Genomic DNA, 22,748 nt, shown 5'->3' with positions numbered 1-22,748 from the left:
TATAGCAGGACCTTCCTTGTGAATTCCCCACCCGATATCCCGCCAGCGGCGGATCACCAGGCGGCGCGGCCATCCGTGTCCGACGCCGACCTGTTGAACCGGCACATCGCCGGGGATCCGCACGCCTTCAGTGAAATAGTCAAGCGACACCGAGACCGCATGTGGGCGGTCGCCCTGCGCACGCTGGGCGACCCCGACGAGGCGGCCGACGCCGTACAGGACGCTTTCGTGTCCGCCTACCGCAAGGCCGAGAGCTTTCGCGGCGAGGCGGCGGTCACCACGTGGCTGCACCGCATCGTGGTGAACGCCTGCCTGGACCGCATGCGCAGGAAGTCGGTGCGTCCCGTCGCCGACGACGAGTTGATCGAGGCCGCCGAGCGCGACACCCCGGTCCCCGACCAGACGACCGAGCGCGAGGTCTCCATGGAGGTCTCCTCCGCGCTCAAGCTGCTCCCCGCGGACCAGCGGGCCGCCCTGGTGCTCGTGGACATGATGGGCTACTCCGTCGAGGACGCGGCCCATGTCCTGCAGGTTCCCAGTGGAACCGTGAAGAGCCGGTGTGCGCGCGGTCGCGCCAAGCTTGTCCCAATTCTTTCGCATCTGCGGAACCGATCTGACCTATCTCGCGTCTCATCGGCGAAGGGAGCAGAACTTCGTGACGGGTGATACGCACTACGACCTGGAGATCCTGGCCGAGTTGGCCGAGGGTCTCCTTGACGCCGCCACGGCGCTGCAGGTTCGCGAGCATCTCGCGATCTGTGATCCCTGTGGTGAGAGCCTCGCCGACCTCGCGGCGGTCCGTGAAGTACTCGCGGCGACGCCCACTCCGGCGATGCCGATGGGGGTCGCGCTCCGGATCGACCGCGCACTGGCCGCCGAGGCCGAGAGCTTCCGTGGAGGTGGTGTCGGGCTGGTGGAAGCACCGGCCTGGGATGACGTGATGCGCGACGCGCCGTGGGAGACGGAGAACCCGTCCCTCCCCGGGCCTCGCGAACCCGAGCCTGAGCCGGTCACGCGACTGGGGGTCGTCGGCGACGACGGCACCGTCGTCCCGGTGACGCCGGCCAGGCGGCGCAGGGCCGCCGCCCGGCGCCGGTGGGCCATGCCCGCCGCGGCGGCGGGGGTGGCGGCGGCCGTGATCGGCGCGACCGTGGTGACGACCGGCATGCTCTCCGCGTCCGGTGGCCCGGTCGCGAAGCACCAGGTCGCCCCCGCGGTGGCCGGGCCCCAGACCTACCAGGTCACCGACAGCAACTGGAACTACACCGACCAGGAGCTCAGCGGCTCGCTGATGGACTACATCGGCCCCGCGCCCGCGGCCAAGGACGGCGCCTCGGAGAGCTCCGAGCTGACCCGCTGCGTGCAGCAGATGTCGGCGCAGGTCGGCAAGACCCCGTTCGCCGTGGACCAGGGCTTCTACAACGGCCAGGAGGCCAAGATCGTGCTGTTCTGGCACAACCGGGCCAAGAACCAGGTGCGTGTGCACGTGGTCGGCCCCGAGTGCGAGAACGTGCGCAAGCCCGCTCTGGCTTCGTGGAACTAGCGAGAGCTCCCCGGGGGCGGCAGGCCCGGTGACGACCCGTTCGTCCCGGTCTCGACCCCGTAGTCCGGGTAGGCCCGGCACGGATCCGTCCGTGCCGGGCCTTCTCGCGCCGGGAGGGAATCAGTCGCGCCTAGGATCTGTTGACGCGACTGCAACGACAGAGGGAAAGGCGCAACGCGTGATGGACGTCCGCAATGTGATCATCATCGGATCGGGTCCCGCCGGTTACACCGCGGCGGTTTACTCCGCGCGCGCCGACCTCAACCCGCTGGTCTTCGAGGGTTCGGTCACCGCCGGCGGTGCGCTGATGAACACCACCGAGGTGGAGAACTTCCCCGGTTTCCCCGACGGCATCATGGGCCCCGACCTCATGGACGGGCTGCGCAAGCAGGCCGAGCGGTTCGGCGCCGAGCTGGTCGCCGACGACGTGGTCGAGGTCGACCTGACCGTCACTCCCAAGGTCGTCAAGACCGCCACCGGCACCTTCCACGCCGAGGCCGTCATCCTGGCCACCGGTTCGGGTTACCGGCAGCTGGGCGTGCCCAACGAGCAGAGGCTGTCCGGCCACGGCGTGTCGTGGTGCGCCACCTGTGACGGCTTCTTCTTCCGCGGCCAGGACATCGTGGTCGTCGGCGGCGGCGACACCGCCATGGAGGAGGCCACCTTCCTGACCCGGTTCGCCAGCTCGGTGACCGTCGTGCACCGCCGGGACGAGCTGCGCGCCAGCAAGATCATGCAGGACCGCGCGTTCGCCAACGAGAAGATCCGTTTCGTCTGGGACAGCGAGGTCGCCGACATCCTGGGCGAGAACAAGGTCGCCGGCGTACGGCTGCGCAACGTCAAGACCGGTGAGGAGAGCGAGCTCGCCGCCACCGGCCTGTTCATCGCCATCGGCCACGACCCGCGCACGGAGCTGGTCAAGGGCCAGGTGGAGCTGGACGACGAGGGCTACATCAAGGTCGCCGCCCCCTCCACGCGCACCAACCTGGACGGCGTCTTCGCCGCCGGTGACGTGGTCGACCACACCTACCGGCAGGCGATCACCGCCGCGGGCACCGGTTGCGCCGCGGCCCTGGACGCCGAGCGCTGGCTGGCCGACCGAGCCGACGCCTGAGCCGCCGACGCCTGAGACAACCGCACGACAGGGAAAGACCCAGAAAAGGGAGTAAGAACCGTGGGCGCCATCAAGAACGTGACCGAGGCCAGCTTCGACAGCGACGTCCTGAAGAGCGACAAGCCCGTGCTCGTCGACTTCTGGGCCGAGTGGTGCGGCCCGTGCCGCCAGGTCGCGCCGGTCCTGGAGGAGATCGCGAAGGAGCATGGCGAGAAGCTGGAGATCGTCAAGCTCAACGTTGACGAAAACCAGGCAATTGCCCAGAAGTACGGCGTACTCCAGATTCCCACCCTGAACGTCTATAAGAACGGAGAGGTTGTGAAGCAGATCATCGGCGCCAAGCCGAAGGCCATGCTGCTTCGCGAACTCGAGGGCATCATCTAGGACGCCTCCGCCGGAGGTGTTCCGGGAGGAGCCCCCTGCGGCCGGCCGCACCCCACGGCGTCCCGGCCGTACCACCCGCTTCCGAGCGGCACACCCACCGGTGAAAGCCCTCTCGCCCACCGCGAGGGGGCTTTCGCATGCCTGGAGGCCTTTCGCCTGCCGGGACGCCCGGCGAAACACCCGGAAACCAGGTGAAGCCCCTGGACTCCCGGCGAAACACCCGGACACCGGGTGAAAGCCCCCGCGCGCCCCTGAGAGGGCTCAGACGGGCCGCAGGGCCCGTTCCGGGCTCATGGAGCCCAGCAGCCTCTCCAACGCCACCTCGACATCCTCACGCCACGAGACGGCGTTCTTGAGCTCCAGCCGGAGGCGGGGGAAGCGCAGGTGCGGCCGTACGGTCTTGAACCCCACGGAGAGCAGGTACTCGGCCGGCATCACGCACGACCCCAGCTGCTCCCACTTCAGGTCACCGAACGCCTCGATCGCCCGCACCCCGCGCCGCGTCAGATCCTTGGCCACTCCCTGGACCAGCATCCGGCCGAGGCCTCCGCCGGAGAACTCCGGAATGATGTGCGCCGTCATCAGCAGAACGGCGTCGGCGCTGACCGGCGAGGTCGGGAAGGCCACCGAGCGCGGCACGTAGAGCGGGGGCGCGTAGAGCACGAATCCGGCCGGCACCCCGTCCACATACGCGATCTTCCCGCAGCTCCCCCACTCCAGGAGGGTGGCCGAGATCCAGGCCTCCTTCTCCAGCTCCGGATCGCCCGCCTCGATCGCCCGTTCTCCCGCGACGGGATCCAGCTCCCAGAAAACGCACCGGCGGCAGCGGCGCGGCAGGTCGTCGAGGTTGTCAAGAGTGACGTTAACCAGCCGACGCGACACCTGTTTGGCCCCAATCCTGGCAAGACGAGTGCGAAATACGTGCGTGAACAGCGTCTCCAGCTGGCATCGTAGCCCAGCAAGGGTCTCCGTTTCAGGGTGTACGGTCCCGCACGCGGGTAGCCGGAGTCGCTGACGTACCCTTGTTTATCTAGTTTGAGCACATGTGCTCCCATACGACTTAGGAGGTGGACCGTGTCCCAGGAGTCGGATCACGGTCGGACCATCGCGGCCCACGGGTCGCGTATCGATGCCTACGTCGACCGGTACGCCGCGCGAGCTACCGGGATGGTCGCCTCCGAGGTCCGAGCTCTTTTCGCCGTCGCGTCGAGGCCCGAGGTGGTCTCGCTGGCCGGCGGCATGCCGTACGTCACCGCCCTCCCCCTCGACGTGGTGGGAGAGCTGGTCTCCGACCTGGTGGCCCGGCGCGGCCCGGTCGCGCTCCAGTACGGCTCCGGCCAGGGTGACCCGCACCTGCGCGAGCAGATCTGCGACGTCATGCGCCTGGAGGGGATCGAGGGCAACGCCGACGACGTCGTGGTGACCGTCGGCTCGCAGCAGGCCCTCGACCTGATCACTCGCATCTTCATCGACCCCGGTGACGTCATCCTCGCCGAGGGCCCGTCCTACGTGGGCGCGCTGGGCACCTTCGCCGCCTACCAGGCCAAGATCGTGCACATCGCGATGGACGACGAGGGCATCGTCCCCGAGTCCCTGGCGCAGACCATCTACGCCCTGCAGACCGCGGGCAGCCGGATCAAGTTCCTCTACACGATCCCCACTTTCCAGAACCCCGCGGGCGTGACGCTCAACGCCGAACGCCGGGGGCAGGTGCTGGAGATCTGCCAGCGCGCGGGCGTGCTGATCGTCGAGGACAATCCGTACGGCCTGCTCGGTTTCGACGGCGACCCCATGCGGGCGCTGCGCGCCGACAACCCCGACGGCGTCGTCTACCTCGGCTCGTTCTCCAAGACGCTGGCCCCCGGTTTCCGGGTCGGCTGGGCCCTCGCCCCGCACGCCATCCGCGACAAGCTGGTGCTGGCGATGGAGTCGGCGGTCCTGTCGCACTCCACCTTCACCCAGCTCGCCGTCGGCGAGTACCTGGCGACCCAGCCCTGGCGCGAACAGATCAAGACCTTCCGCGAGCTCTACCGGGAGCGCCGGGACACCATGCTCTCCTCGCTGGAGGCGCTGATGCCCGTCGGCTGCACCTGGACGCGCCCGCGCGGCGGATTCTTCGTCTGGGCGACCCTCCCCGAAGGACTGGACTCCAAGGTGCTCCTGCCCCGCGCGGTCGCCGAGCGGGTGGCGTTCGTCCCCGGCACGGGCTTCTTCGCCGACGGCAGCGGGGGCCGCTTCATGCGGCTGTCCTACTGCTACCCGGAGCCCGAACGCATCCGCGAGGGGGTCCGCCGCCTGGCCGGGGTGATCGAGCAAGAGCTCCAGCTCCGCGACACGTTCGGCACCGGTGCCTACCCCGACCACATCGGCGTCGACACCCCGGGCCCCGACCTCGCCTGATCCGGCGTCGGACCAGGTCGCCCCACCGTCATCCCGGGTGCGGTACCGGCGTCCTTCCGGGCGCCAGTACCGGCGTCCTCCCGCCCGCCGCACCGGCGTCCTTCCGGGTGCCGGTGCGGCGAGACGGTGTACGGAGACATCCGGCGCCATCGGTACGGCGCGCGGCCCGGCGGGACCTCCGTGGCCACCTCCGCCGGAGTACCGTACGGTGACTTGCGGTGTCGTCGTTCGACGATCATTCGGGTGTTGGGAGAGCGACCCGATCCAGTCCCCACGTGGGTCTGAGGGTCTGAGGAGGTATTCGGATGAGCGATCTCGGCCATGTACTCGTCCTAGCGGGCGGGCTGTCCTACGAGCGGGAGGTGTCCCTCCGCTCGGGCCGCCGGGTGAGCGAGGTGCTGCGCGCCGCGGGCGTCTCCGTCGAGACGCGCGACACCGACGCGTCTCTCGTCCCCTCGGTGCTGGCCGACCGGCCGAGTGCGGTCTTCGTCACCCTCCACGGTGGAGCGGGCGAGGACGGCGCCATCCGGTCGGTGCTCGACCTGCTCTCCGTGCCCTACGTGGGGGCCGGATCCGACGCCTGCCGGATCGCCTTCGACAAGCCCACGGCCAAGACGATGGTCCGCTCCGTCGGCCTGCGCACCCCCGAGTCGGTGACGCTCCCCAAGGAGACCTTCCACGACCTGGGCGCGTCCGCGGTCCTGGGCCGCATCGTGGAACGCCTCGGCCTGCCTCTGTTCGTCAAGCCGTCCCGCGGCGGTTCCGCGCTCGGCGCCTCGATCGTCCGTACCGCCGAGGATCTTCCGTCCGCCATGGTCGGCTGCTTCGCCTACGGGGACACCGCTCTCATCGAGTGCTACATCGAGGGTGTCGAGGTCGCGGTCTCCGTGGTCGACCGGGGTGAGGGCCCCGTCGCCCTGCCGCCCGTGGAGATCGTCCCCGACGACGGCGTCTACGACTACGCGGCCCGGTACACCGCGGGCCGTACGGAGTTCTTCGCTCCCGCCCGCCTGTCCCCCGAGGTCGCCGCCGCCTGCGCAGCCATGGCCGTGACCGCGCACACCGCCCTGGGCCTGCGGGACATCTCCCGTACCGATCTCATCGTCGACGCCGAGGGCCGCCCCCACTTCCTCGAAGTCAACGTCGCCCCCGGCATGACCGAGACCTCCCTCCTGCCGATGGCCGCTGAGGCCGCCGGAGAGGACCTCGGCTCCCTGTGCCGCATCCTCCTGGAGCAGGCCGCCGCCCGGGGCTCCGCCTGACCGCCTGACCTCCCTTCCCGCACCTGGCCTGCGACGCCGCTTCCCCGCCCCCGGCGCCCACCGCGGCGCCGGTACGGCGGATTCCGGAGGTGCCGGTACGGCGCGGGACGCGGCGCGGCCGTGTCCGCCGCCGTACGGTGGACCGTGCGATCGTGTGCACGCCCCCTCACCTACGCTGGCTCTGTGCTGACCACCACTCTGTTTCCCAAGAGCTTCGCCAGCGACAACCACGCGGGCGTGCACCCGAAAATCCTCTCCGCCATCATGGAGGCCAACACCGGGGACGCCCCCGCCTACGGCTCGGACCCGTGGACCGAGGCGATGCAGGATGCCTTCCGTACCGAGTTCGGCAGCCAGACGACGGCGTACGCGATGTTCAACGGCACCGGTGCCAACGTGGTGGGGCTCGGGCTGCTCCTGCGCCCCTACGACTCCGTTCTCTGCCCGGTCACGGCTCACATCAACACCCACGAGGGCGGAGCGGCCGAGCGCGTCCTGGGCGCCAAGCTCGTGCCCCTCCTCACCGACGACGGGAAGATCGCGGCCGACGACATCCGCGAGCACCTCTCCGTCCTGGGCAACACCCAGTACGCCCAGCCCCGTGTCGTCTCGATCTCCCAGGTGACCGAGTGCGGGACCGTCTACACCGCTGACGAGATCTCAGAACTCGCGGAGTTCGCCCACGCCCACGGGCTCTTCCTCCACATGGACGGAGCACGCCTGGCCAACGCGGCGGCCGAACTCGGTTGCCCGATGCGTGCCCTCACCACCGACGCCGGTGTGGACGTGCTCAGCTTCGGTGGCACCAAGAACGGCGCCATGGGAGCCGAGGCGCTCGTCGTCCTCAACCCCGAGCTGGACGCTCCGGCGCTGTTCCTCCGCAAGCAGGGCATGCAGCTCGCCTCGAAGATGCGCTACGTCTCCGTCCAGCTGACCGCGCTCCTCACCGACGACCTCTGGCACGACAACGCCGCCCACGCCAACGCCATGGCCCACCGCCTCGCCGACGGCATCAGCGACCTGCCGGGAGTCTCCCTGCGCTGGCCCGTCCAGTCCAACGCGGTCTTCCCACGGCTCCCCGAGAAGGCCATCGCCGAACTCCAGCAGCGCTACCTCTTCCACATGTGGGATGCCACGGAGAACGTAGTCCGCTTGGTGACGGCCTTCGACACCACCCCGGAACAGGTGGACACCTTCGTCTCCGACATCCGCGCGGTGGTCGGTTCCCACTCCTGAAGGAAGCGATGTTTCACGTGAAACATCGCGCGGCCGTACGACGCAGTCGGCACTGACGCAGCGCGGCGCGGGATCAGCGTCAGCGGCTTCCGTACCACAGCCCTGTGTGAGCGGGCAGGGCATGTGACCCGCAGACCCGACGGGGCCGGAACGTCTCAGCGAGATCGGTTATCTGTGTGCCTCAGCGGCGTGGGTTCATGAGTCGCGCCGCCGAGAACTCAGGGAGCCTTCTCCAGCCGGGAGACGATCGCCTCGGCGACGGCGAGATCCTCCCAGGACATGCCCGAACTCTTGAACAGGATCGGCCGGTCTGCGGCGAGCTCCACATCGCCGCAGACCGCTGAGCGCATCGCGATCAGCTGTTGCGGGATGACGGCGTTCTCCGCGACGGCCATCACGACATCGCCGCACTCGCGCAGTGCCGTCTTCACGTCCTCGACGACGACCTGCGAACGCCGGAACAGCGCCGCGTCGACCTCCCGGGCATCAGGCTCGTGCGAGCCAACGACGATCACAACCGCGTCGTCACGCACGAGCGTCGAGTCGAAGAGGGGGACACGCGAGCTGGTGGCGCACACCACCACGTCCGCACGGCGAACCGCGTCCGCGGCCTCGTCACTGCCGATGCCCACTACCGTGACCTCAGGGCGCCGGAGCCGGGCGTGTGCCTCCGGACGCCGTACGACATAGGTCACGCCGGTGATCCCCCGTCTCCCGTCCAGAACCGATCTCAGCATCTCGGCGTGCCCTGTGCCCTGAGGCCCTGCGCCGAAGATGACGACGGCGGCGGGCTCGGTCGTCCGCGTCAGCGCGGGCTCGACCGCCGCGACCGAGACGGCGGGAGTCCGCAGCGCGGTCAGCGCGGGGCCGTCGAGCAGAGCCTTGGGCGTGAGCGTCACGGCGTCGAAGAGAACGTACAGGCCCTGGATCCGGGGCAGGCCGATCTCGCTGTTGCGCGGGGCGACGGCGGCGAGCTTGACTCCGGCGCTGCCGGCGAATGCGCTGGGCATGATGAGGAACTGCCCGTGACGGACGTCGACCTGGCTCCGAACAGGATCATCGGCGGGGTCGAACCCGTCGCGCAGCACCGCTCGGACGGCCTGGACGGCATCACGCGGTGGCAGCAGCACGGCGATCTGCTCGGGGCCGACGTACGGCAGGGACGCGGGAGTCACCGCAGCACGAACCCTTCTCCCAGGGAGTCCTCAGGATCGATCTCGAAGGTGTGCCGACCGGTGCGGAACGCCATGCCGGTGACCTCGGGGATGACGGCCCGGCGGCCGGCCACCGTCAGTTCACCGGCGATCCGCGCGTGGAATCGGGTGCCCACGATGGAGTCGTGGACGAGCTGCCGTCCCGGCCGCAGGACACCGTCGGAGGCCAGAACGGCCACCCGCGAGCAGGTCCCCGATCCACACGGTGAGCGATCGACCTCGCCGTCGGCGAAGACGGTGACATTGCGCTGGTGGACGTTGCCCGCCTCGTCGGTGCCGAGGTCCTCGAACAGAATGGTGCCGTAGACGCCGCTGAGCCGGTCGTCGAGCGGGTGCGCGGCGTACGCGGTGTCGTCGAGCAGCCATTTGATTTCCCGGCCGGCAGCGATCAGTTCGGTGTAGTTCTCCGGAACGACGCTGAGGCCGATGCTGGAGGCGTCCAGATGCGCGTACGTCGCCCCGCCGAAGCCGACGTCGACGACGACCTCGCCGCGCGAGGTCGAGATCTCGACCCGCTGGTGGAGGCGGTAGCTGGGGACGCTGACGAAGTCCACCCCGGTGACCCGGTCACCGCTGGTGCGCACCCGCGCGGTCACCCGTCCGGACGGCACATCGACGCGTACCTCCGTGGTGCCCGACGGGTCAGGCTCCACCAGCCCGCTGTGCAGGGCCCACACGCCCAGGGCGATGGTCCCGTGGCCGCACGCCGTGGAGAAGCCGTCCTTGTGCCAGAACAGGACGCCGAAGTGCGCGCCCTCGTCGTCAGGTGCGGTGAGGAACCCGCCGTACATGTCAGCGTGTCCACGCGGCTCGAAGCACAGCAACCGGCGAAGACCGTTGACGTGCGGGTCGCTGATCGCGAACATACGCTTCTCCGCCACCGTCGCGCCCTCGATGGCGACCGGCGGGTCACCGACGATCCGGAACGGCTCACCGGCGGTGTGATAATCCGTGGTCGAGATCTCTCGGATCCTCATACTTCCCCGTCCAGGAACGGCGGCACTGAGAAATCGCGGCGGTGTCCTGCCATCCCGATCAACGTAGCACCCGGGCGTGCATGGGGCCCGGAGTAGAGCACGTAGGCTGAGCCGAGATCATCGACCGGACCCTTCCTCCTCCCAGCCGGTGAACCCACCCCGGAAAGAAGTGCGACGTGAGTGACCAGGTGCCCGCTGAGTTGCTGGAGATAGCCGATGCGCTCATGCCGGGTGTCCCACTTGATACGGCTCGTTTACGCAAAGGCGGGATGCACGACGTCGTTCTCATCCCCGGGGTCGCGGCTGTGCGAATCAGCCAGCGTCCGCTGGGCACGGCGGAACTCCCTCGCCGAACCGAGCTGCTGCGGGTGATCGCGGCGTCCGGGCTGCCGTTCGCGGTGCCCGAGCCGTTGACCCCGGTGACGATGTTCGGAGAGCGCGCGGCCGTTGCCGTCTCCTGGCTCGACGGCGCCGGATTGCCCGAAGGCGTCGGTGATCCGGAGAGGATCGGCGAACTTCTCCGGGCACTGCGGGAACTCCCCGTCACTTCGGAGCTGAGAGCCGTGCTGGGCACCCCGCGTACATGCGCCGACGGCCATCACTGGTCTGAGATCCTGGCCGAGGAGGTCCTTCCCCGGCTTCCCGGCAGATGGCGTGGCGAAGGCCGCCGACGCCTGGAAGCGGCGTTGGCTCTGGAACCGGTCCCCGACTCCCTCATCCATGGTGATCTCGTCGGAGACAACGTCCACTGGAGTGAGGACGGCAAGCTGGTCGGTGTTCTGGACTGGGACCGGGCACACCTCTTCGACCCGGCAGTCGATGCCGCCTTCATGGCCTGGCATGGCTGGGACACCATCCGCAAGGCCGTCGACGGCGACACCTACCGGCGTGCCCAGGTCTGGGACCGGACATTCGGCGTCACCCACTTCGTCGCGGCGCTCGGCGGCCGCCCTCTGGCGAACATCGAGAGCTACGTACGGCACATCGTCGCCTGGCTGGAACAGAACCCCGACCCGCAGTCACCCTGACTCCAAGCCCTCCGGCATACCCTTCCGGCTCGCCCGCCCACCGCCCCACGACCGGGCGCAGCTACGGCACCCAGCCCTGAGCTCCTTCCGGACAGCATGGCCGCAAGGCGACGGCGCCCGACCCTGAACCGGTGCCGCGTTCACGCTTCAGCCGCCCACAGAACACTGGTCGTCCGGGACAGGGCCGCATCCATACGGCCCGCACCCGCTACGGCGGCGGGCGAGGAGTGCGGCGCGGGCGGACAGTCCAGCCGGCGTAAAGACCGTGCCAGGACCATCCGCGCCCGCGCAGGCCGAAGGCCTGGACCCACCAGACAGGACCACGACGGCCGGCTGGACTGTCCGCCCGCACAGCGCGACCATGTCCGTCCACAGCGGCCCCCACCGCAGCACGGTCTCAGCACGGCAGACCTCACGGAAACACGGCCTCAGCACGACAGACCCCGCCGCAGCACGGCCTCCACAGTTCCGCCCGTCCCGAAAGCCCGGGTTACGCGCCGTAGTTGCGGCGCCGAGGGCCACCGCCGTGCGTCTCACCGTAACGGCGCCGGCTCCTTGACCCGGGTGCGCACCCCATCGGCGCAAGCCGCGCCGTACCGGCGCCAATCGCACCGCAGGCGCGCCCGCGATGTTTCACGTGAAACATCGCGGCCCTCATCGTTCTCCTACTCCTCCGAGCGCAGCGCCTCGGGAGACATCGTGGCGATGATCCGCTCAAGGTCGTCGATGGTCGCGAACTCCACCACGATCCGTCCCTTGCGCCGCCCGAAGTCCACCTTCACCCGCGTCTCGAAGTGGTCGGACAGCCGGTCCGCCAGCTGACGGAGCGATGGGTCCTCGGCGGGCTTCGCCCGGGGAGCGCGAGGCTCAGAGGGAGCTGGAGCCGCGGACACGTCGCCCACGGCCACGATCTCCTCGACCGCCCGCACCGAGAGCAGTTCCGCCACGATCCGATCGGCGAGGCGTTCCTGCGCGGCCGGGTCGTCCATGGTCAGCAGCGCCCGTGCGTGTCCTGCGGTGAGTACGCCGGCCGCGACCCGCTTCTGGATTCTCGGTGGGAGGTTGAGGAGACGCAGGGTGTTCGTCACATGCGCACGGGAACGACCGACCCGGGTGGCGAGCTGCTCATGGGTGGCACCGAAGTCGTCCAGGAGCTGGCGGTAGGCGGCTGCCTCTTCGATCGCGTTGAGCTGCTCGCGCTGGAGGTTCTCGATCAGAGCGTCGAGGAGGAGCTTGTCCTCCGCCGTCTCCCGGACGATCGCGGGGATCACGTCGAGCTCGGCGAGCTGGGACGCCCGCCAACGGCGCTCCCCCATGATCAGTTCGTAGCTGTCCTTACCCACCGGACGCACCACGACCGGCTGAAGGAGACCGACCTCCTTGATGGACGCGGCGAGCTCTTCCAGGGCCCCCTCGTCGAAGACCTCACGCGGCTGGCGGGGGTTCGGAGAAATGGCCTTGATCGGGATCTCGGCGAAGTAGGCTCCGGCGACCGGCTTGAGGTCCGGCTCCGTCCTCCCCTCCGAGATGTTCCCGAGGCTCTTCCGGATCGGGCTCACCGGTTCCGGCGCGACCGCCGTCGTGGTCGCTCCCGACACTACGGGCTCGGTGGCTGGGGGTGCCGTCGGGATGAGTGCTCCAAGACCTCGCCCCAGTCCCCTCGGCGGCTTGCTCACTGCCCCTCCCCCGGTGTCACGGTTTCGCTCCCAGTAGTGTGCATGACCCCAGCGGTGTTCATGACGAGGCCCGCCACGGCGTTCTCACCGTTCACACCGCCGCGCCGCGGTAAGCGATCTCGCGGGCGGCGTCCATGTAGGCCATCGCGCCGCTGGACCCCGGGTCGTAGGTCATGACCGACTGGCCGTAGCTCGGTGCCTCGGAGACGCGCACGCTCCGGGGGATCAGCGTGTTCAGGACCCGGTCGCCGAAGTGGGACCGCACTTCCTCGGCGACCTGGGAGGCGAGGCGGGTGCGGCCGTCGTACATCGTCAGGAGGATCGTGGACAGGTCGAGCGTGGGGTTCAGGTGGGCCTTCACCAGGTCCACGTTCCGCAGCAGCTGACCGAGTCCTTCCAGGGCGTAGTACTCGCACTGGATCGGGATCAGCAGCTCGTTCGCGGCCATCAGGGCGTTGACCGTCAGCAGGCCGAGCGAGGGCGGGCAGTCGATGAGGATGTAGTCGAGCTCGATGGCGTCGTAGGCCGTCAGGGCACGCTGGAGCCGCGCCTCGCGGGCGACCATGGAGACCAGCTCGATCTCGGCTCCCGCGAGATCGATGGTGGCGGGAGCGCAGTAGAGGCCGGGCATCTCCGGCACTTCCTTCACCGCCTCGGCCAGAGGCATGTCCTCGACCAGCACCTTGTACATGTCCGGCACGTCACCGCGGTGCTCGATGGACAGAGCCGTGGAGGCGTTGCCCTGCGGGTCGAGGTCCACCACCAGGACGCGCTGGCCGTGCATGGACAGGGCCGCGGCCAGGTTCACCGATGTGGTGGTCTTCCCCACGCCACCCTTCTGGTTGGCGACGGTGAAGATGCGGGTCCGGGGCGGACGCGGCCACTCGCCGTCGCGAGTGCCAGGGGAGCTTCCGGAGGGAACCGTGGTCGTCTGGACCGATGTTTCACGTGAAACCACTGAACTGAGTGCCTCTCGTACCAGCGGCGAGTCGCCGGGGTTAAGGGGGGTCTGGGTCACGGTCGTCGTCCTTCCGGTCGGTACGGCCGCACCGGGCGTCCCGGCGCCGACAACCGGCCTGACTGCGATGGTCGGCGCCTCCGCCTGGACCTGCCTCACCGGCTCGGCCGGGTTCCTGAAAGGAGCCGGTTGCGGCCAGCCCAGACCGGAAGGGCGTCCGGGCTGTCGGGAGACGGGGTTCCGGGGCCAGCCGAGACCACCCGTCATGGCGAAGGTCGCACTTCCACGGTCATCCACTGGCCTCTACTCGCTTTACTCGGTTGTCTTACTGGCCGCGTGCCCGCTTCGAGCGCGAGGCCCGGTCCTTCCGGCGAGAGGCCTGCGACGCTTTCATGGGGGCCCGACCGGCGACCACCCTGACGAGAGTTGCAGGCGGCTCGACCTTACCGTGCCCGACCGAAACAAGCTCGGCTGTCCGCACTCCACTGGAACGCAATTGCGTTTCGGCCGCCGTGAGTTCCTCCGCCGCGCGCTCCCCCTTCATCGCCAGCAGCTCTCCGCCTTCACGCAGGAGCGGCAGCGCCCACGTCAGCAGCCGGTCGAGAGGAGCCACCGCACGGGCGGAGGCCACGTCGAACTCGCGCTTGCCCGCGAACTCCTCCGCCCGCCCGCGGAGCACCTCGACATTTTCGAGTTTCAGCGCTTCCACACACTCCTCCAGGAAGACCGTCCTGCGCAGGAGCGGTTCCAGGAGCGTGACCGTGACGTCCGGCCGGACGATCGCGAGCACCAGGCCGGGGAGGCCCGCACCGGACCCGATGTCGACCAGCCGTGCGTCGGACGGGATGGCCTCGGCGACCACCGCGCAGTTGAGCAGATGGCGATCCCAGATCCGCGGGACCTCGCGCGGGCCGAGCAGACCGCGTACCACGCCTGGACCGGCCAGCAACTCCGCGAACGCCTCCGCGCGGGACCAGGCGTCACCGGTGAACACCTCGTGAGCAACCTCGGGGGGGCCGGGCAACTGCTGGTCGGTCACTGAACGATCACTCTTTCCTCAGAATCCACAGGCCGGCCCATAGGGTCTGTGACCGACAGCGCCGGTGGACACGTGCCCGGCTCCCAGCCGTCCGGCCGGGAGCGAGAGCCCATGAAGAACGCCCACCAACAGCGCGAGCGTACCTGAAGTACGGCACCCGAACTGGCGATCGGATCTCCGCTTGGGGACAGAAAGGATGACGGCGCGGGGCGACGGGAGGCATCGCCACGGGCACGGCGTGCCGGTGCGGGGTGTAGCCGTTGCCGGTCGGTGGCCGGGAAAAGGGGTCCGGCATGGAAGTCCGCGTGGAAACCCGCACGAGCCCGGCATGGAAACCGACGCGGAGGCCGGCACGAGAAAGCCGCCGTTCCTGGGAGCTCAGGAACGGCGGCCGGAGATTTTCGTACCGTGTGGCCAGGGTTGGGGCTCCCCCGGATTCCCGCCACCGGAGGACCGGATCCTCGCCACAGGAGGAGACGCGGGAAGCAGAGCCTAGGCGGGGAGGACGACCACGAAGCGGTGGGGCTCCTCGCCCTCGGACTCGCTGCGCAGGCCGGCGGCCGCGACGGCGTCGTGCACGATCTTGCGCTCGAAGGGGGTCATCGGGCGCAGCGCCTTGGGCTCGCCGGAGCGCTTGACGTCCGCGGACACCTTGGCGCCGAGTTCCTTCAGCTCGGTCCGCCGGCGCTCGCGGTAGCCGCCGATGTCGAGCATGAGGCGAGAGCGCTCGCCCGTCTGGCGGTGGACCGCGAGCCGGGTGAGCTCCTGGAGCGCCTCCAGGACCTCGCCGTTGGCGCCCACCAGGTCGCCGCCCTTGACGTCGACCACCGACACGACGGCACGGTCGCCCTCGACGTCCATGTCGATGTCGCCGTCGATGTCGGCGATGTCGAGCAGACCTTCGAGGTAGTCGGCCGCGATCTCACCCTCCTGCTCCAGGGCACTGAGATCGGGAGCCGTCTTGGTCGCGGTCTCCTGCTGGGCCTCGGACACGTCCAGCCACTCCTTCGTGCTGTCGGGATGGGGATTCAGGATTTCTTTCCGCCCGGGCGCTTGCTGCGAGGCTGGCGGTTGGGCTGCCGACGGACGATCTTGGGCTCCGGCGGCGCGGGCGGCGCCTCGGGCGCGGGGGCGGTCTTCTTGACCTTGCTCAGCAGGCCCGGCTTCGGCTCGGGGGTGACCACGTTGCCCTTGGCGTCGATCACCGGCGTGGGGTTGCGGCTGTAGAACCAGTGCTGCTGGCCGAGCGTCCACAGGTTGGTCGTGACCCAGTAGAGGACGAGACCGAGGGGGAAGTTGAGGGAGAAGATCGCGAACAGCGGCGAGATGTACATCAGGATCTTCTGCTGCTGCGCCATCGGGTTGTCCGGCATCTGCGCCATCGAGCGGGTCACGCTCTGCCGGACGGTGAGGAAGGTGGTCAGCGAGCTGACCGCCACGAAGATAGCGATCACGACCTTGGCGAGGACCGGGTCGGCGCCCAGCTTGACGATGTCGGCCGAACTGGTGAAGAACGTCGCCGGGACCGGGGCGCCGAAGATGTGCGCGGCCCGGGCGCTGTCCATCAGCTCCTGGGTCATGCCGAACTTCGGAACCGGGCTGTTGGCCATCGCCTGAAGCACGGTGAACATCGAGATGAAGATCGGGAACTGCGCCAGGATCGGCAGGCAGCCGCCGAGCGGGTTGGCCCCCGCCCCCTGGTACAGCGCCATGATCTCCTGGTTCATGCGCTGCTTGTCGTTCTTGTAACGCTTGCGCAGTTCCTGGACCTTGGGCGCGAGCTCCTGCATCTTCTTCGACGAGCGCATCTGCTTGAGGAAGAGCGGGAAGATCAGGATTCGCATCAGCACGGTGAGCGTGATGATGGTCAGCGCCCAGTTGAGCCCGCTGTCACTCGGGATGAAGGTGCTGTATCCCGAATGGATCCAGGTGATGACTTGGGCGACGGCTTCATAGAGCCAGTTGAGCCAGGACAGCTCCACCGAGCTAGCTCCCTTGCGTTTCGTCGGACCGAACCGGGCGTGGGGGCACCGGGTCTAAACCTCCGGGATGGAATGGGTGGCAACGCCCGATTCGCCGGATCGTCAGCCACGTACCGCGCAGCGCACCGTGAACGGCGATCGCCTCAAGGCCGTAGGCGCTGCACGAGGGGTGGAAACGGCAACGGGGGCCCAGCAGGGGGCTCACGAATGCCCGGTAGAACCGGATCGGAGCCATCAGGGCCCTGGCTGCCGGGGAGCTCCCGGCGATCTGCTGCGCCGTCATCGTCGTCCGTCCATGCGAGTCTCGGGAGACTCTCGCCGCCTGAGTAAACGATCCAGCGCGACGTCGAGTTCGGCGGCAAGGCGCTCGCTTCGCGCGGACGCGGCCGGTGGGTTGGCGCGTACAACCAGCAGGCTACCCCGCGGAAGCCGATCAAGGCGCTCCCGCATCAGGTGTCTCAACCGGCGTTTGACCCGGTTGCGGACGACCGCGCCGCCCACGGCGCGGCTCACAACGAATCCCACCAGGGGCGGGTCGTCCGTCTCCCCCGGTTCCGGGGGCACACGAAGGTGCGCGACCAGGGTGGGGCGGCCGGCTCGGCCGCCTTTCCTGACCGCGTCGGCGAACTCCTCGCCCCGGCGCATGCGGGACCCGGACGGCAACACGAGAGGACCTTCCGACCCTGGGCAGGTACGGCTTTCGCCCGCCGGCATCACGGCCGACGGGCGAAGGGACGCCGCTGCCCGCCCGGCACGGGGCCGGGCACGGTGGATGACGCGTCAGGCGGAAAGCTCGGCGCGACCCTTGCGACGGCGGGCGGCCAGGATGGCGCGGCCGGCGCGGGTGCGCATGCGCAGCCGGAAGCCGTGGGTCTTCGCACGACGGCGGTTGTTCGGCTGGAAAGTACGCTTGCTCACGAGTGGCTCCAGGCTTGAGGCTCATCCCCAGCACATGGGGACGCTCGACATTGGCTGGCCTGCCGAATGCGGGGCATGCGAAATAGCCGCCGCGTGGCAAGCCGACCGTCGTACGTTACGGGGAGGATGCGTCCCAGGTCAAACCGGGGGTCCCGGGGATCGCGACCGCCAGGGTTGTCCGCTGTTCCACCGGGGATCGCGGCCGCCGGGGTTATCCACTGTTCCACAGGGCGGTTTTCCACCGACGTAACTTTGTCCACAGGATGTGCGCCCAGCCTCCCCCGCACTGCCACTAGGCTGTGGACAACGTCTTGAACACCGCTGTGGACACGGACTACTGTCGGCGCTCCCGAACCATCTCTCTGCTGTCAGAACAAGGGCCTGGCTGTCAGTGCGGGACTGTGTACAGCCTGTGGATCCCCTGTGGATCCGATGTGGATTTCGAGGCCGGCGCCAGCAGAGACCCACGCGGTGCCGACATGTGGATGACGGAAGGATCCGATGCGCTCGGCGGCCATCGGTGTGGATAAGTGCGCAAGCAGCGCGGTGAGCTTGTACGGGGGCCGCGCCGGGAGGAGGAAGCCGAGCCATGAATGAAATGGATCTCGGCGCGGTCTGGGCTCAGGTGCTGAGGCACTCGCTCAACGAGGACGTCTCGCCCGTGCACCGTGCCTGGCTGGCTCAGACCAAGCCCTTCGGCCTCATGCACGACACCGTGGTGCTCGCCGCTCCCACCGATTTCGCCAGGGATGTCCTGGAGGGCAGGCTCCGCCCGCTGCTCACCCACGCGCTCTCCCAGGAACTGGGCATGCAGGTCCGGTTCGTTGTGGTGGTGGACCCCTCCGTCTCGAAGGCCGACGAGAACGGCCCGGCGGGTCCCGAGGCGCGTCCCCAGGCTCCCCCGCCGGGATATCCCCAGATTCCACAGCCCTCCCAGGGAAACTATCCACAGGGTGACGGAGCGCGGCAAGGTTATACACAGCCGGTGATTCCCCAGCCGACAGGGGGTTCCGGTGCTCGGGGCGGCTATCCGCCCGCGGGGGGCGGTTCCGCTCCGTCCACCGAATATCCACAGCGTCAGCCACAGGCTCAGCAGTTCCCCTACCCCTCCTATCCTCAGGCCGAGGAGCCCGCACAGCCGTACCTCCCGGCGGAGCCCCCCGCGGGGCAGTCTCCGGCCGAGCAGAGCTCCGGGTACGGCCGCAGCGGCTACACTCCGCAGCCCGCTCCGCCGCGTCCGGAGAGTGAGAGCTTCGACCGTCCTGCGCCGAGCCCTGCCCCCGCGCCCCCGCAGAACAGGTGGGACTCCCGTCCGGGCGGCGGCGGCCGTACGGCGAAGGAACCGGGACGGCTGAACCCGAAGTACACCTTCGAGACATTCGTCATCGGCTCCAGCAACCGTTTCGCGCACGCCGCCGCAGTCGCGGTGGCCGAGGCGCCGGCCAAGGCGTACAACCCGCTGTTCATCTACGGCGACTCGGGTCTGGGCAAGACGCACCTGCTGCACGCGATCGGCCACTACGCGCAGAGCCTCTACGACGGCGCGCGGGTGAGATACGTCAGCTCGGAGGAGTTCACCAACGACTTCATCAACTCCATCCGTGACCACAAGGCCGACAACTTCCGGGGCCGCTACCGGGCTGTGGACATCCTGCTGGTGGACGACATCCAGTTCCTTGAGGGCAAGGAGCAGACGCAGGAGGAGTTCTTCCACACCTTCAACACCCTGCACAACGCCAACAAGCAGATCGTCATCTCCAGCGACCGGGCGCCCAAGCAGCTGATCACCCTGGAGGACCGGCTGCGCAACCGGTTCGAGTGGGGCCTGATCACCGACGTCCAGCCGCCCGAGCTGGAGACCCGCATCGCGATCCTGCGCAAGAAGGCGATCCAGGAGGGTCTGGCCGCCCCGCCAGAGGTGCTGGAGTACATCGCCAGCCGCATCTCCACCAACATCCGCGAGCTGGAGGGCGCGCTGATCCGGGTGACGGCGTTCGCCAGCTTGAACCGGCAGTCGGTGGACCTGCAGCTCACCGAGGTCGTGCTGAAGGATCTGATCACCGAGGACGCCGACTCGGAGATCACCATCGCGAGCATCATGGCCTCCACGGCGACCTACTTCGGCCTGTCGATCGAGGACCTGTGCGGCACCTCCCGCTCCCGGGTGCTGGTCACCGCGCGGCAGATCGCGATGTACCTGTGCCGGGAGCTCACCGACATGTCGCTCCCCAAGATCGGCCAGCAGTTCGGCGGCCGTGACCACACCACGGTCATGCACGCCGACCGGAAGATCCGTTCCCTGATGGCGGAGCGGCGCTCGATCTACAACCAGGTCAACGAGCTGACGACCAGGATCAAGCAGCAGTCACGCGGTGGATGAGCGTTCTCCTCAGACGATGCACAGCCTGTGGAAAACCTTGTGGATCAATCACTGGGCCGTGATAAGGAGTCGTTCGGGGTCCCGACCATGATCAAAAAGGGGTTCGGGGAACATGAAGGGTCTTCAGCAGATGTGGACGAGTCTGGGGAGAACCTGGGGACAACCTGTTGGTAACTCGTGGACAACGTGTGGACGCCCTGTGCGCAGTGTTTTCCCCAGGCACAAAACGGACTCCTACCCCGTGGATAAGCTGTGGAAACATCGTGGATAACCACGGGGAAGCTGGGGACGGCAGACCCAAGATCTGGGGACGGCCTGTGGGTACAGTTCCGTCATCCCCAGGCGCGCGGGTTACCCACATCCTCCGCCCACAACCCCGGTGGATGAAAAAACAGCTACTGAACTGCGGAAACACTGGTCTTCCACAGTTTCCACACCCCCTACTGTGATGACCCCACTTATCTCTCAAGGGAAAACTCAAAACCCATAGAAGGGTTCCGGGGGAGCGCATGCGCGGGACAGTGAACACTTGAACCCAAGGCACCGAAGGCACAGAGCGGACAGCGCTCGATACACAGGAGGCAGATCCACGTGATGTTCCGGGTCGACCGAGACGTACTCGCAGAGGCGGTCGCATGGACGGCACGCAGCCTGCCGGCGCGTCCCTCCGTGCCGGTGCTGGCCGGCATGCGACTGGAGGTCACCGAGAGCGGGCAGCTCAAGCTCTCCGGTTTCGACTACGAGGTCTCCGCCGAGGTGACCCTCGAACCGCAGACGGGTGAGGCGGGCATGACGCTCGTCTCGGGCAGGCTCCTCGCCGAGATCACCCGGGCGCTCCCCGCACAGCCTGTGGATTTCGTGGTGGAGGGGGCCCGCGCCATCGTCACCTGCGGCAGCGCCCGGTTCACCCTCCCCATCATGCCTGTGGAGGACTACCCCTCCCTGCCGGCGATGCCCCCGGCCGCCGGGAGGGTCGGCAGCGACGTGTTCGCCTCGGCGGTCGGCCAGGTCGCCGTCGCCGCCGGCAAGGACGACACCCTCCCCATGCTCACCGGCGTGCGCATGGAGATCGAGGGCGACACCGTGACCCTCGCCGCCACCGACCGCTACCGCCTGGCCGTACGGGAGCTGAAGTGGCAGCCGGAGCAGCCGGACATCTCGGCGATCGCCATGATCCCCGGCAAGACCCTCGCCGACGCGGCGAAGGCCATGGGCGCCACCGGGGCCGAGGTCGAGATCGCGCTGAGCTCCGTCGGCGGCACCGGGGAGGGCATGATCGGCTTCTCCAGCGCCGGGCGGCGCACCACCACCCGGCTGCTCGACCCCGAGTTCCCCAAGTACCGCTCGCTGCTGCCCACCGAGTTCTCCGCCCGAGCGGACCTGCCCGTCGGGAGCTTCGTCGAGGCGGTCAAGCGCGTGGCCCTGGTCGCCGAGCGCAACACCCCGGTCCGGCTGGCTTTCCGCGGCGGCGAGGTCGTCCTGGAGGCCGGCAGCGGCGAGGAGGCGCAGGCCGTGGAAGTCCTGCCGGTGGACTTCGAGGGCGACGACATCAACATCGCCTTCAACCACCAGTTCCTGCTGGACGGCCTGGCCGCGATCGACTCCGACGTGGCCCGTCTGCAGATGACCACCTCCACCAAACCCGCCATCCTCACCGGTGGAAAGCCCGTGGAGGACGGCGGCGCCCCCGACTACCGCTACCTGATCATGCCGATCCGGCTGTCGAGCTGAAGCGCACGCGAGCTGAAGCGCACGCGAGCCGAGGCGCGTGTCCCCGGGGACGGGGGAATCGCCGGGGACGAGGAGTCGCCGGGGACGGGAGCGTCATCCCCTGAGATCATGTTCCCTCCGGTTTCCACAGGCGACGGGAGGGAACATGACCTTGATCAAGGCCTGTCTCAACGGGAGCAGGCGGCCGGGTGACCACCCCGCCCTCCCCCTGACGCCGCTGGAGCTCGCTGAGGCGGCCCGTGAGGCGCGTGAGGCCGGTGCGGGCGCCGTGCACATCCATCCGCGGGACGAGGCGGGCAGAGAGTCTCTCAGCGCGGTCCACATCGGAGCCGCCGTCGGCGCGGTACGGCGGGCCGCGCCGGGGCTTCCCGTCGGAGTGAGCACAGGCCTGTGGATAACCGGCGGGGATGCGCAGGAGCGGCGCCGGCAAGTACGCGGCTGGGCCGCCCTGCCCCCGGAACGACGGCCGGACTTCGCCTCGGTCAACCTCTCGGAGCCGGGTTTTCCGGACATGTGGGAAGATCTTCGGCGGCTCGGCGTGGATGTCGAGGCCGGAGTCTGGTCCGTGGAGGACGCCGAGGCGCTGGCCGCGACCGGCCTGGAGTGCGTCCGCGTGCTCGTGGAGATCATCGGCGGTACGGAGGAGACCGCCGTGGCCCGCGCGCACGCCGTACTCGACCGGCTCGACGAGCTGGCTGTTCCCGGTCCGCGGCTGCTCCATGGTGAGCACGCCCCGACATGGGTACTTGTGGATGAGGCCGGACGGCTGGGGCTGGCCACGCGCATCGGGCTGGAGGACGTCCTCCACAACCCTGTGGGCGGTCCCGTAGCGGGGAACGCCGAGCTGGTACGGCTCGCGCGGGCCCGGCTGGCACCGGGTGGATGATGGAACCCTGAAGGGGGTGC

At 68.9% G+C, this 22,748-nt stretch carries 22 protein-coding genes; 11 read left to right on the top strand and 11 right to left on the bottom strand.

Annotation, left to right across the window (positions count from 1 at the left end):
• Positions 1-18: 18 nt before the first annotated feature.
• The 4 genes from sigM to trxA all read left to right on the top strand — a co-directional run bounded on the left by sigM (position 19) and on the right by trxA (position 3,041).
• Entirely contained in the window at positions 19-666 is a 648-nt protein-coding gene (gene sigM / locus IEZ08_RS17635; RefSeq protein WP_068929312.1) for an RNA polymerase sigma factor SigM, read from the top strand.
• Positions 656-1,543, top strand: coding sequence for an anti-sigma factor family protein (locus tag IEZ08_RS17630; protein ID WP_068928255.1), 888 nt, complete (start codon positions 656-658; stop codon positions 1,541-1,543). Before sigM ends, IEZ08_RS17630 begins: the two co-directional genes overlap by 11 nt.
• Before the next feature lie 178 nt (positions 1,544-1,721).
• Positions 1,722-2,657, top strand: a complete 936-nt coding sequence (trxB, locus tag IEZ08_RS17625) for a thioredoxin-disulfide reductase (RefSeq protein WP_068928256.1) — start codon at positions 1,722-1,724, stop codon at positions 2,655-2,657.
• Between the two features lie 60 nt (positions 2,658-2,717).
• Positions 2,718-3,041: a thioredoxin gene (trxA, locus tag IEZ08_RS17620; RefSeq protein WP_068928257.1), complete on the top strand. Its 324-nt coding sequence runs from the start codon at positions 2,718-2,720 to the stop codon at positions 3,039-3,041.
• A 261-nt stretch (positions 3,042-3,302) separates the two neighbouring features.
• On the opposite strand, the gene IEZ08_RS17615 is transcribed toward trxA, so the two are convergent.
• Entirely contained in the window at positions 3,303-3,923 is a 621-nt protein-coding gene (locus IEZ08_RS17615) for a GNAT family N-acetyltransferase (RefSeq protein WP_068928258.1), read from the bottom strand.
• A gap of 285 nt (positions 3,924-4,208) precedes the next feature.
• Here IEZ08_RS17615 and IEZ08_RS17610 point away from each other — a divergent pair, with 285 nt between their 5' ends.
• The 3 genes from IEZ08_RS17610 (at position 4,209) to IEZ08_RS17600 (ending at position 7,939) form a co-directional block, all read left to right on the top strand.
• Positions 4,209-5,441, top strand: a complete 1,233-nt coding sequence (locus tag IEZ08_RS17610; protein WP_229803236.1) for an aminotransferase-like domain-containing protein — start codon at positions 4,209-4,211, stop codon at positions 5,439-5,441.
• Positions 5,442-5,746: 305 nt separating this feature from the next.
• Positions 5,747-6,703, top strand: coding sequence for a D-alanine--D-alanine ligase family protein (locus IEZ08_RS17605; RefSeq protein ID WP_068928259.1), 957 nt, complete (start codon positions 5,747-5,749; stop codon positions 6,701-6,703).
• A 183-nt stretch (positions 6,704-6,886) separates the two neighbouring features.
• Complete coding sequence (locus IEZ08_RS17600; RefSeq protein WP_068928260.1) at positions 6,887-7,939, top strand: threonine aldolase family protein; 1,053 nt, start codon at positions 6,887-6,889, stop codon at positions 7,937-7,939.
• 218 nt (positions 7,940-8,157) lie between these two features.
• Here IEZ08_RS17600 and IEZ08_RS17595 read toward each other — a convergent pair whose 3' ends face one another.
• Together IEZ08_RS17595 and IEZ08_RS17590 are read right to left on the bottom strand one after the other, a co-directional pair.
• On the bottom strand, positions 8,158-9,114 hold the full coding sequence (locus IEZ08_RS17595) for an ornithine cyclodeaminase family protein (RefSeq protein ID WP_068928261.1): 957 nt from the start codon (positions 9,112-9,114) through the stop codon (positions 8,158-8,160).
• Positions 9,111-10,130, bottom strand: coding sequence for a proline racemase family protein (locus IEZ08_RS17590; protein ID WP_068928262.1), 1,020 nt, complete (start codon positions 10,128-10,130; stop codon positions 9,111-9,113). Before IEZ08_RS17590 ends, IEZ08_RS17595 begins: the two co-directional genes overlap by 4 nt.
• 269 nt (positions 10,131-10,399) lie before the next feature.
• Between IEZ08_RS17590 and IEZ08_RS17585 the strand changes: the two genes are divergently transcribed.
• The gene (locus IEZ08_RS17585; protein WP_229803216.1) at positions 10,400-11,158 is read left to right on the top strand and encodes a phosphotransferase; all 759 of its coding nucleotides are present in this window, start codon (positions 10,400-10,402) and stop codon (positions 11,156-11,158) included.
• A 665-nt stretch (positions 11,159-11,823) separates the two neighbouring features.
• Here the strand turns inward: IEZ08_RS17585 and IEZ08_RS17580 are convergent.
• The 8 genes from IEZ08_RS17580 to rpmH form a co-directional block, all read right to left on the bottom strand.
• Positions 11,824-12,834, bottom strand: a complete 1,011-nt coding sequence (locus tag IEZ08_RS17580; protein ID WP_068928264.1) for a ParB/RepB/Spo0J family partition protein — start codon at positions 12,832-12,834, stop codon at positions 11,824-11,826.
• 91 nt (positions 12,835-12,925) lie between these two features.
• Positions 12,926-13,693, bottom strand: coding sequence for a ParA family protein (locus IEZ08_RS17575; RefSeq protein ID WP_068929314.1), 768 nt, complete (start codon positions 13,691-13,693; stop codon positions 12,926-12,928).
• A gap of 424 nt (positions 13,694-14,117) precedes the next feature.
• On the bottom strand, positions 14,118-14,831 hold the full coding sequence (gene rsmG / locus IEZ08_RS17570) for a 16S rRNA (guanine(527)-N(7))-methyltransferase RsmG (protein ID WP_068928265.1): 714 nt from the start codon (positions 14,829-14,831) through the stop codon (positions 14,118-14,120).
• A 492-nt stretch (positions 14,832-15,323) separates the two neighbouring features.
• Positions 15,324-15,824, bottom strand: coding sequence for a Jag family protein (locus IEZ08_RS17565; RefSeq protein ID WP_373294357.1), 501 nt, complete (start codon positions 15,822-15,824; stop codon positions 15,324-15,326).
• A 35-nt stretch (positions 15,825-15,859) separates the two neighbouring features.
• Positions 15,860-16,813, bottom strand: a complete 954-nt coding sequence (gene yidC / locus IEZ08_RS17560; protein ID WP_068928267.1) for a membrane protein insertase YidC — start codon at positions 16,811-16,813, stop codon at positions 15,860-15,862.
• 4 nt (positions 16,814-16,817) lie between these two features.
• Entirely contained in the window at positions 16,818-17,048 is a 231-nt protein-coding gene (gene yidD, locus IEZ08_RS17555; RefSeq protein ID WP_444544055.1) for a membrane protein insertion efficiency factor YidD, read from the bottom strand.
• A 44-nt stretch (positions 17,049-17,092) separates the two neighbouring features.
• A complete protein-coding gene (gene rnpA, locus IEZ08_RS17550; protein ID WP_268249340.1) occupies positions 17,093-17,527 on the bottom strand; it encodes a ribonuclease P protein component in 435 nt (144 codons plus the stop codon).
• Between the two features lie 66 nt (positions 17,528-17,593).
• The gene (rpmH, locus tag IEZ08_RS17545; protein ID WP_010849920.1) at positions 17,594-17,731 is read right to left on the bottom strand and encodes a 50S ribosomal protein L34; all 138 of its coding nucleotides are present in this window, start codon (positions 17,729-17,731) and stop codon (positions 17,594-17,596) included.
• Between the two features lie 589 nt (positions 17,732-18,320).
• Between rpmH and dnaA the strand changes: the two genes are divergently transcribed.
• From dnaA to IEZ08_RS17530, 3 genes are all read left to right on the top strand, one after another.
• On the top strand, positions 18,321-20,111 hold the full coding sequence (gene dnaA, locus IEZ08_RS17540) for a chromosomal replication initiator protein DnaA (protein ID WP_189242500.1): 1,791 nt from the start codon (positions 18,321-18,323) through the stop codon (positions 20,109-20,111).
• Positions 20,112-20,702: 591 nt separating this feature from the next.
• Positions 20,703-21,842: a DNA polymerase III subunit beta gene (gene dnaN, locus IEZ08_RS17535; RefSeq protein WP_068920440.1), complete on the top strand. Its 1,140-nt coding sequence runs from the start codon at positions 20,703-20,705 to the stop codon at positions 21,840-21,842.
• 145 nt (positions 21,843-21,987) lie between these two features.
• Positions 21,988-22,728, top strand: coding sequence for a 3-keto-5-aminohexanoate cleavage protein (locus IEZ08_RS17530; protein ID WP_068920441.1), 741 nt, complete (start codon positions 21,988-21,990; stop codon positions 22,726-22,728).
• Positions 22,729-22,748 lie beyond the last annotated feature (20 nt).

This window comes from Planobispora rosea, from assembly GCF_014648175.1.
GTDB classification, from domain to species: Bacteria; Actinomycetota; Actinomycetes; order Streptosporangiales; family Streptosporangiaceae; genus Planobispora; species Planobispora rosea.
Note: the sequence above shows the minus strand (reverse complement) of the source record. Positions and strands in the feature narration are given on the sequence as shown.